The organism is Thermosynechococcus sp. M98_K2018_005, assembly GCF_015295825.1.
Taxonomy (GTDB): Bacteria; Cyanobacteriota; Cyanobacteriia; order Thermosynechococcales; family Thermosynechococcaceae; genus Thermosynechococcus.
This window is the reverse complement of the sequence record NZ_DVEH01000002.1, coordinates 1-9,407: the sequence shown is the minus strand read 5'-3', so window position 1 is coordinate 9,407 and position 9,407 is coordinate 1. Positions and strand designations below refer to the sequence as shown.

9 protein-coding genes are annotated in these 9,407 nt (G+C 53.7%); 7 read left to right on the top strand and 2 right to left on the bottom strand.

Annotated features, from left to right (window positions below; genetic code table 11):
- The 4 genes from cpdA to IGQ15_RS00405 form a co-directional block, all read left to right on the top strand.
- On the top strand, positions 1-768 hold a 768-nt coding region (gene cpdA / locus IGQ15_RS00420), incomplete at its 5' end, for a 3',5'-cyclic-AMP phosphodiesterase (RefSeq protein WP_297047546.1).
- 114 nt (positions 769-882) lie between these two features.
- Positions 883-2,523, top strand: a complete 1,641-nt coding sequence (locus IGQ15_RS00415; protein ID WP_363315749.1) for a B12-binding domain-containing radical SAM protein — start codon at positions 883-885, stop codon at positions 2,521-2,523.
- Between the two features lie 116 nt (positions 2,524-2,639).
- Positions 2,640-2,984, top strand: a complete 345-nt coding sequence (locus IGQ15_RS00410; RefSeq protein ID WP_297047543.1) for a metalloregulator ArsR/SmtB family transcription factor — start codon at positions 2,640-2,642, stop codon at positions 2,982-2,984.
- 80 nt (positions 2,985-3,064) lie between these two features.
- Positions 3,065-4,696: a CTP synthase gene (locus tag IGQ15_RS00405; protein ID WP_297047540.1), complete on the top strand. Its 1,632-nt coding sequence runs from the start codon at positions 3,065-3,067 to the stop codon at positions 4,694-4,696.
- Here IGQ15_RS00405 and IGQ15_RS00400 read toward each other — a convergent pair.
- Together IGQ15_RS00400 and IGQ15_RS00395 are read right to left on the bottom strand one after the other, a co-directional pair.
- Complete coding sequence (locus IGQ15_RS00400) at positions 4,693-4,926, bottom strand: FeoA family protein (RefSeq protein WP_297047537.1); 234 nt, start codon at positions 4,924-4,926, stop codon at positions 4,693-4,695. The two genes, IGQ15_RS00405 and IGQ15_RS00400, sit on opposite strands and share 4 nt — an antisense overlap.
- Before the next feature lie 8 nt (positions 4,927-4,934).
- Positions 4,935-7,112 carry a CHASE2 domain-containing serine/threonine-protein kinase gene (locus IGQ15_RS00395; protein ID WP_297047534.1) on the bottom strand — a complete coding sequence of 726 codons (2,178 nt, stop codon included), beginning with the start codon at positions 7,110-7,112 and terminating at the stop codon, positions 4,935-4,937.
- A 385-nt stretch (positions 7,113-7,497) separates the two neighbouring features.
- On the opposite strand from IGQ15_RS00395, the gene IGQ15_RS00390 reads away from it, so the two are divergent.
- The 3 genes from IGQ15_RS00390 to IGQ15_RS00380 all read left to right on the top strand — a co-directional run bounded on the left by IGQ15_RS00390 (position 7,498) and on the right by IGQ15_RS00380 (position 9,384).
- A complete protein-coding gene (locus tag IGQ15_RS00390) occupies positions 7,498-8,538 on the top strand; it encodes a LysR family transcriptional regulator (protein ID WP_297047531.1) in 1,041 nt (346 codons plus the stop codon).
- A 106-nt stretch (positions 8,539-8,644) separates the two neighbouring features.
- Complete coding sequence (gene rpsO / locus IGQ15_RS00385; RefSeq protein ID WP_149821602.1) at positions 8,645-8,914, top strand: 30S ribosomal protein S15; 270 nt, start codon at positions 8,645-8,647, stop codon at positions 8,912-8,914.
- Positions 8,915-8,919: 5 nt separating this feature from the next.
- Positions 8,920-9,384, top strand: coding sequence for a PAM68 family protein (locus IGQ15_RS00380; RefSeq protein ID WP_297047528.1), 465 nt, complete (start codon positions 8,920-8,922; stop codon positions 9,382-9,384).
- Positions 9,385-9,407: the final 23 nt, after the last annotated feature.

The following is a 9,407-nucleotide window of genomic DNA, read 5'->3' as shown; positions in this document are numbered from 1 at the left end:
CTGATCCAGTTATCAGATCTGCATCTATTTGCCACAGATGAAGGCAAACTCCTTGGCCTGACCACAGCTCAATCCCTAGCCGCCGTTTTAGCGGTAATTCGCCGTCATGCCCCCGCTGCCGTGCTGCTGACGGGAGACTTGGCACAGGAACCCGTTGGGACTACCTACGACCGTTTGGCTACTGCCTTCGGGGACTTTACCTGTCCCGTATATTGGATTCCCGGTAACCATGATGAACCAAGGGTAATGCTGCCGGCGCTTGAACGTCCGCCGCTGAGGGGCGATCGCCAGATCAATCTTGGAACTTGGCAAGGCCTGCTCCTCAGTTCCCAAGCGGATGGCAAAGTCCATGGTGAATTGAGTCCTGAAACCTTAAGCTGGCTAGAGGCAACCTTGAGTCGCGCGGGCGATCGCCCCACGTTCATTGCCCTGCACCATCCCCCCTTTGCGACCGGTGCCCCTTGGCTCGACAGTAGCCGCCTACAAAACCCCGAGCACCTTTTTGCTGTGTTAGATCGCCATCCGCAGGTGAAGCTTGTCCTCTTTGGTCATATCCATCAGGAATTTACTACCGAGCGGCAAGGGGTGACGTATCTCGGCTGCCCCTCCACCTGTATCCAGTTTTTGCCTCGCGCCCCTGAATTTTCCCTTGAACCCATTGGTCCCGGTTTTCGTCATCTATTTTTATACCCCGATGGCACCTTTAGAACCCACATTGAACGAGTAGAGATTCCCCTCACATTGGACTTTAGTGCCAAAGGGTACTAAAACCTAGGCGATAGCCGCATTTGTAGGCTATACCTATTGAAAAGTGCGTGTAGGTAGGAGTGGTGGGCTATGAACCTCAGTCGGAGCACCGATGGGATTAAACTGGTTCCCGAGATGACCGGTGGTCGAGTCCCCTATACCCCCCGCAACCATCGCCGTATTCTCTGCATTTTCCCCCGCTACAGCCGCTCCTTTGGTACGTTTCACCACGCCTACCCCCTCATGGGCACGGTGCGCGCTTTTATGCCACCCCAAGGGATTTTGTTGGTGGCCGCCTATCTTCCAGAATCTTGGGAAGTGCGCCTGATTGATGAAAATGTACGGCCAGCAACCGATGCTGACTACGCTTGGGCTGATATTGTCATTACCAGCGGTATGCACATTCAGCGGCCACAAATTTTAGAAATCAACGACATTGCCCATCGTCACGGTAAACTCACTGCCCTCGGCGGGCCTTCGGTCTCCAGTTGTCCGGAATACTATCCCGATGTGGATATTCTCCACTTAGGGGAACTGGGGGATGCCACCGATAAAATGATTGCTTACTTTGACGAATACGGCAGCCAGCGCCCGCCTCAACAACTGATCTTTGAAACCACAGCACGGTTACCCCTAAGTGAATTTCCTGTGCCTGCCTACCAGCACGTGCGCATGGAAAATTACTTCCTCGGCAGTGTGCAGTTTTCCAGTGGCTGTCCCTTTCGCTGTGAGTTTTGTGATATTCCCGAACTCTATGGCCGCAATCCGCGCCTCAAAACGCCGCAGCAAATCCTCAAGGAACTGGATACAATGCTGGCTTCTGGGAATCCGGGGGCAGTCTATTTCGTTGACGATAACTTTATTGGCAATCGCCGCGCAGTAACCGAACTGCTACCGCACTTGATTGACTGGCAAAAGGCCAATGGCTACCCGCTGCAATTTGCCTGCGAAGCGACCCTGAACATTGCCCAAAGCCCAAAACTCCTAGAAATGATGCGGGAAGCCTATTTCTGTACCATTTTCTGTGGCATTGAAACCCCAGAACCTGAAGCGCTCCACGCCATCCATAAGGATCAAAACCTAAGTATGCCGATTTTGCAGGCAGTGCAAACCCTCAATCGTTACGGCATGGAAGTGGTTTCTGGGATCATTATTGGCTTTGATACCGATACACCACAAACGGGCGATCGTATTCTTGAGTTTATTCGCGCTTCCCACATTCCCACATTGACGATTAACCTGCTGCACGCCCTACCCCGTACCCCTCTCTGGCGTCGGTTGGAAGCGGAAGGCCGCCTCAACCATGACGAAAGCCGCGAATCCAATGTTGAGTTCCTCATGCCCTACGAAGAAGTGGTGGAAATGTGGCGCCGCACCATCACCACTGCCTATGAACCAGAGTTTCTCTACGAGCGGTTTGCCTATCAAATGGAACACACCTATCCCAACCGCATTGCGGTGCCGAATAGCCCAGCTCGCCTCAGCCGCGAAAATATCCTGCGGGGACTGCGGATCATGAAAAATCTCCTCTGGCACGTGGGGCTTTGGGGGAGCTACCGCAAGACGTTCTGGAAGCTGGCAGGGCCTGCCCTGAAAAAAGGTCAAATTGAACAAGTGATCCACGTGGGTGTGGTCGGGCATCATCTGATTAACTTTGCCCAAGAATGTGCCCGTGGTGATGAGGCGGCGTCCTTCTATGCCCAACGGCTACGGCAAAAAAACACAACGGCCACCTCGTCCAAACCTGCCATCAATTTGCCAGTGAAGCTGCGTTAGTCTGCTCGCAGCATTCCCCATCCCTAGGGTGGGCTGCTTTATTTACTGTACAGCCATATAATAGAATTACTAAATTAAGTTATCTTGACCAGTGTCTCTAGTGTGCGATATCCCCCATGGTTGACCTCCCCTCCCCTGACTTGCTCACCCACGTTGCCGAGTATTTCAAAGTGCTGTCGGAACCGAGTCGCCTGCAAGTGCTCTGTGCTCTCAAACAGGGACGGCGCAATGTCTCAGAAATTATTCAGGAGACGGGGTTGGGGCAGGCCAATGTCTCAAAGCACTTGAAAACCCTTGCTCAGTCTGGTCTGGTGCGGCGACAGCCCCAAGGGGTTACCGTCTATTACGAAATCGCTGACCCGACGATCTTTCTGCTGTGTGATCTGGTGTGCCAGCGGCTGAGGCAGCGCATTGAGGAGCAATCCCAAGTCGTTAAGGAATTAGTGCAGAATTTCTCCTAGGTGCCATGCTGCAATATGCGAGAATAGTTGCGTAGGTTTTGATGAGTATGGCCTCTGCGGCTTAGCACTAGCATTCAGCAATGACGAAATATGTTTTTGTGACTGGCGGTGTGGTCTCCAGTATTGGGAAAGGAATTGTTGCCGCTAGTCTGGGGCGCCTATTGAAATCGCGGCAGTATTCCGTATCAATTCTCAAGCTTGATCCCTACATCAATGTGGATCCGGGCACAATGAGTCCCTTCCAGCACGGGGAAGTGTTTGTGACTGACGATGGTGCCGAAACGGATTTGGACTTGGGGCACTACGAGCGCTTTACGGATACCCCCATGTCCCGCCTCAATAGCGTCACCACGGGATCCATTTACCAAGCGGTGATTAACAAAGAGCGACGTGGCGACTATATGGGGGGAACGGTGCAGGTCATCCCCCACATTACGAATGAGATTAAAGAACGCATTCTGCGGGTAGCGAAGGACAAAAACCCCGATGTGGTGATTATTGAAATTGGGGGAACCGTTGGCGATATTGAGTCGCTGCCCTTTCTAGAGGCCATCCGCCAGTTTCGCACGGAGGTGGGGCGGCACCACGTGCTATTTATGCATGTAACCTTGGTGCCTTGGATTCCGTCGGCAGGAGAGATGAAAACAAAACCCACCCAGCACTCGGTGAAGGAGTTGCGTTCCATTGGTATTCAGCCAGATATTCTGATCTGTCGTTGCGATCGCCCCCTTGTACCGGGCATCAAGGAAAAGCTCTCCCAATTTTGTGATGTCCCTGTGGAATGCGTCATTCCCTCGCCGGATGCCAAAAGTATTTATGAAGTGCCCCTGCTGCTTGAGCGCGAAGGGTTAGCCACCCAAGTTTTGAGTCTCTTGAACTTGGAGCAACGGCAACCGGATCTCAGTCAGTGGCAAGCCCTTGTGGAGCGGCTCTACCGTTCCCATACGCCGCTGGAGGTGGCAATCGTTGGCAAATATGTTCGCCTCAGCGATGCCTATCTTTCGGTGGTGGAAGCCCTGCGGCACTCGGCGATCGCCCTTGATCAGGAACTGCGTATCCGCTGGATCAACTCTGAAGAAATTGTTGAAAATGGCGTAGAAAATGCCCTTAGCAATGTCGCGGCGATTGTTGTGCCGGGGGGGTTTGGCATTCGCGGCGTCGAAGGCAAAATTGCAGCCATTCAGTACGCCCGTGAGCAGGGAATTCCCTTCTTGGGGTTGTGCTTGGGCATGCAGTGCGCGGTGATTGAGTGGGCACGCCATATTGCCGGTCTAGAAAATGCCAACAGTGCTGAGTTTGATGCCAATACCCCCCATCCCGTGATTCACCTCTTGCCTGAACAGCAGGACATTGTCGATTTGGGGGGAACGATGCGCTTGGGCTTGTATGCCTGCCGCCTAGCCCCCAATTCCCTTGCTGAAAAGCTCTACGGCGAAACAGTCATCTATGAGCGGCACCGCCACCGCTACGAGTTTAACAATGCCTATCGCAGCCTCTTTTTGGAAACGGGCTATCAAATTACGGGCACCTCTCCTGATGGCCGCTTAGTAGAAATTATCGAGTATCCGGCTCACCCCTTCTTTATTGCAGTGCAGTTTCACCCCGAGTTTCGTTCCCGTCCCAATGCCCCTCATCCTCTCTTTTACGGCTTGCTGGCAGCGGCAGCTAAGGATGCCGACTGTGAGCATCCCCAATTAGTGCCAACTCTCTAGGTTTTCAGCGGTTCGACAAGGATGGTACGAGCATCCGTTGCCCGTATGGCCACATCGGTCAGGGCGCCCACCCGTACGGCCAAGGTTTGACTGAAGGGGGCACGACGCAAGAGGGTGACGGTTTGGCCGACCGTCAATCCCACGGCGGCAAGGCGGCGTTGCCAAGCGGGGGCTCCCTCAATGGCAGTGATCCGCGCTGAAGTACCAAGGGGGAGGTCAGAGAGCAACACAGAATTATTCACGAGACGGGGGAAGCAGGTGTCGCCCAGCGCCGTACCTCTTGAAGGGCTTCTTTGGCTGAGGGATAGCGATCGCTAAAGTTAAATTTCACCATCTTATTGAGCACTGCTGCTAGACCTTCACTGACTGTGACACACTGCTGCCAATCCACTTCACCCGTGCGCGGATCTCGCGGTAGATCGCGCGGCTTAATGCCCGTCAAGGCCTGTAGGACAATCATGCCGACGGCATAAATATCACTGCTGAGGGTGGGCTGACCGGAGAGCTGCTCTGGAGGAGCATAACCCATGGTACCAATGACCACGGTGCTCCCTTGGGTTTTCTCCACTTCTTGGGGTTGAATTTCCTTCACTGCCCCAAAGTCAATCAATACTAGCTTGCGATCGCTGGCACGGCGAATAATATTATCGGGTTTAATATCGCGGTGAATCACATAGTGACTGTGGACAAAACTCAGCACTTCCAAGATTTCCCGTAGAAGTTGAATGGCTTCGGCTTCCGTGTGTTTGTGCTTCAGTTCCTCACTTAGGGAAGCACCATCAATGAACTCCTGCACCAGATAGAATTCCTGATTTTCCTCAACATAGGCCAGCAAGAGGGGAATTTGATCATGGCGTCCGAGCTTTTCAAGAATTTCTGCTTCGGTATTAAAGAGTCGCCGCGCCACCTGCATAAAGCGCTCATCGGTGCGTCCCGGTCGCAAATGCTTGACGACACAGAGGGGATTCCCCGGCCGTTGAGTATCCCGAGCCAAATAGGTGCGGCCAAAGCCCCCTGACCCCAAGACTTTTTGGATTTTGTAGCGACCACTAAGGAGGGAACGGGGTTTGCCGGTAATTTCTGTGGATTCTCGCAGCGCTGCATTGAGGGCTGCCGTATCCTCGGCCATCAGCGATCGCAACAGCGCCAAGGCTTTTTCCTGTTCCTGTACTTTTTCTTGGAAGGATTTTTGCTCCTGCTGCGTCTGATAGCTGACGTAGCCCACCATACCCACACTGCTGAGCACCAGGGCGATCGCCGGCGGCACAACAGGAATCCAGCCACTCCCCATGACAAAAATGCCAAAGCCGCCACCAAAGAGGACAATTAGCCCCCCCACTACCGCGCCCCCCAACCACAGGGGTTGCCGCAACCACCAGCCAAGGACACTGCCCACCCCGGCCCACAGGAGAATCCAGCCGAGCACCACCGGCAGCGGCCAGTACCAAATGGGACTTTCGCCGTCGAGGGCAGCACTCAGGAATTGACTGACCATCTGGCCATGGACAACCACCCCCGGCATTTGCTGCGTCACCGCATCACTACCGCTATAGGGGGTGAGGAAAATATCCTTGATACTCGGCGCAGACACCCCAATCAAAACTACGCGATCGCGAATCAGGTCTTCGCTCACCCGTCCGGTCAGTACATCCGTTAGAGAAACCGTTGGCCCCACTGCGTTGCGTGAGCGGTACCTCAGCAGGGTTTGCATGCCGCGATCGTCCACCCCCACATACCCGCCAGCATCGCTGGTGAGGAGGGGAAAATGCACATCATTCAGCGTCAAACCCTTGTCAGCGAGTTTGATAGTCTGAGTGGGGTCTTGTTCTAGGTAGCGCAGTGCTAGCATCAGGGCAAAGGAAAAGGGCGTTGTACACCGCTGCGCGTTGGGATTGCTGATCACAAATAGATTGCGGCGAATGACACCATCATTATCGAGGGGGATATCGGCAAAGCCCACTCGCTCTGGTACCTGTGCCGCGGGAATACCGGGTGGTGGGGGCACTTCGGGTTGTTCCGCTGTTTCGCCCGTTGATTTGCACACTGGAATAATGCGCGGGTTGATGCGAATCATGTTTTGCAGCTCGTCGTGGCCCGGGGGGTGGGGCAAATCGCGGAAAAGATCCAAGCCAATGGCACGTGGGCTAGCGGCATTGAGGCGGGTGAGGAGATCGGCGACGGTGGCATCCGGCAGTGGCCACGTTTTTTGGGCTTGAATGTCCTGCTCCGTCACCAGCACCGTCAGGATACGTGAATCAGGGTCACGGGCGGGTTGCGATCGCACATAGAAGTCATACAGACTCAGTTCCAGCGGCTGAAACAGCCCCAGTTGGCGCCCACCGATCACCACAGCGGCTACTCCCAGTGTGGTGGCAACAACCGGCATCGGCAGCCATTTTGGCCAAGGGTAGGGCACGATTTCAACTCCTCGCGCAATTGGGCAGCGGCTCCCCGAGAGCATCGCTAGACCGATTTTAGCGAACCGCAATCTTCCCCTTCATCGGCTGTTAGGGGATGAGCAACGGGATAGGGGCGCAAGAAGCGGCCAATAGCGGCAAATGTTTTCTTAGTGCTAGATGGGCGATCGCTCACTCCACAGCGCAATAATGTAACAATTTGTAACAAAAATCAGCGATCGTGCGGGGGAAAGCCAACCCTTACAATAGGTTTCAGATGTGCTATTTTGCCTCATTGGCACGCCAAACTCAGCTTTCTTGTGCGGGGATAGATATCAATTGGGCATGATTCCTGATAAGTTCAGAAAAACGCCTCTTAGTGGCACGCCTATGGCCTCAATGCCTATGTCCGAACTGCCCTTTTCCCTTGATCAATTGCGAATCCTGAAGGCGATCGCCCTCGAAGGAAGCTTTAAGCGAGCCGCTGACAGCCTCTACGTCTCCCAACCCGCAGTGAGTTTACAGGTGCAAAACCTTGAGCGCCAACTGGATGTTCCCCTATTTGATCGTGGGGGACGCCGCGCCCAACTCACCGAAGCGGGACAACTCCTACTGGCCTATGGCGATCAAATTCTCTCCCTGTGCCATGAAGCCTGCCGTGCCATCGAAGACCTACAAAAATTGCAAGGGGGCACCCTAATCATTGGAGCCAGCCAAACCACCGGCACCTACTTGATGCCCCGCATGATTGGGCTATTTCGCAGCAAATATCCCGAAGTCACTGTTCAACTCCATGTGCATTCCACCCGCCGCACCTGCTGGAGTTTGGTCAACGGTCAAATTGATCTAGCGATTATTGGCGGTGAAGTCCCATCGGAACTGAGTGAGCAGATTACTGTCACCCCCTATGCTGAGGATGAACTGGCACTGGTCTTACCGGTGGATCATCCCCTGGCTAGTGCCGAAACCCTGACCAAAGAAGACTTGTATAAGCTGGGCTTTATTGCCCTCGATGCCCAATCCACCATTCGTAAGGTGATTGATCAGGTGCTTCAGCGCGCCAACATTGACCCCCGCCGCCTCAAGGTAGAGATGGAGTTAAATTCCATCGAGGCAATTAAAAACGCCGTGCAGTCGGGCCTAGGGGCTGCCTTTGTCTCTATTTCCGCGATTGAGAAGGAGTTACAATTGGGGAGCCTACGGCGGATGGGTATCGAAAATGTGGTGGTGAAACGCACCCTGTCACTGATTACCAATCCCAACCGCTACCGATCGCGGGCAGCTGAGGTCTTCTGCCGTGAAATTCTCACCCAATTTGCCACCTTTGCCCTTGATACAGAACTGACAACGGCCAAACCCCCCATCTCCGATAGTGAAAAACCCCTCAAGGAACTGCTGACGATCGCCCCCCTTGAGGAAAACAGCACCAATGTCAGCAATTCTTAGGGCAGCACAGTGGCAGCTAACGGAGGGAGTAGTCGCCCTTAGGAGAGTTTATTATTTCAAAAGATCGGAGTATGATAATAGATCGCGCTGTTCATAACTGATGACCATGGCCCTGCAACACGACGTCAAACAAGAAATCATCAACACCTACCAGATCCACGGTACCGATACTGGCTCTGCGGATGTCCAAGTTGCCATCCTCACGGAGCGGATCAAGCAGCTTTCCGAACATCTCAAGGCGAATAAAAAAGATCACGCCTCTCGCCGAGGACTGCTGAAAATTATTGGCCGTCGCAAGCGGCTATTGGCCTATATCCATCGCCACGATGCCCAGCGCTATCGCCAACTCATTGAACGTCTAGGAATTCGGGGTTAAAGACAATGGCAAAACGGTCGGATCTGCCTTTTGAGCCTAAAAAGAAAAAAGGACCAACCAAGTCTGCCAAAGCTCCTGCCGCCGCAGCCGTCCGTTCTAATGCCCCAAAGTCCCCAGCCAAGCCAGCCAAAAAAAGTACAGGCATTCCAGAAATTGTCAGCCAACGCATGGTTACTCGGATGGCAATCTTCTGCGGTACTCCCACTCTTTTGGGATTGATGACGTTTCCCCTCAGCTATTTCATTGTCCATGAGGGTTGGTTTAAGTTGCCTAATGTGGCCGTTGTTATCGCTAGTCTCGGTCTCTTTGGCCTTGGGGCGCTGGGGCTAAGCTATGGGATTCTTTCTGCCTCTTGGGATGAGCACGAGCAGGGAAGTTGGCTCGGCTGGCGAGAATTCCGCACCAATTTTGGTCGTGTGGTCGAGAGTTGGCAAGCTTATCAAGCCCAGCGATCGCAAAACGCCGATTGACTTCTCCCCTTCTTGAAAGAGAG

Coding starts and splice junctions, on each gene's coding strand:
- IGQ15_RS00380 (WP_297047528.1), top strand. CDS start 8,920: ATGGCAAAACGGTCGGATCTGCCTTTTGAGCCTAAAAAGAAAAAAGGA.
- IGQ15_RS00410 (WP_297047543.1), top strand. CDS start 2,640: ATGGTTGACCTCCCCTCCCCTGACTTGCTCACCCACGTTGCCGAGTAT.
- rpsO (WP_149821602.1), top strand. CDS start 8,645: ATGGCCCTGCAACACGACGTCAAACAAGAAATCATCAACACCTACCAG.
- IGQ15_RS00405 (WP_297047540.1), top strand. CDS start 3,065: ATGACGAAATATGTTTTTGTGACTGGCGGTGTGGTCTCCAGTATTGGG.
- IGQ15_RS00415 (WP_363315749.1), top strand. CDS start 883: ATGACCGGTGGTCGAGTCCCCTATACCCCCCGCAACCATCGCCGTATT.
- IGQ15_RS00390 (WP_297047531.1), top strand. CDS start 7,498: ATGTCCGAACTGCCCTTTTCCCTTGATCAATTGCGAATCCTGAAGGCG.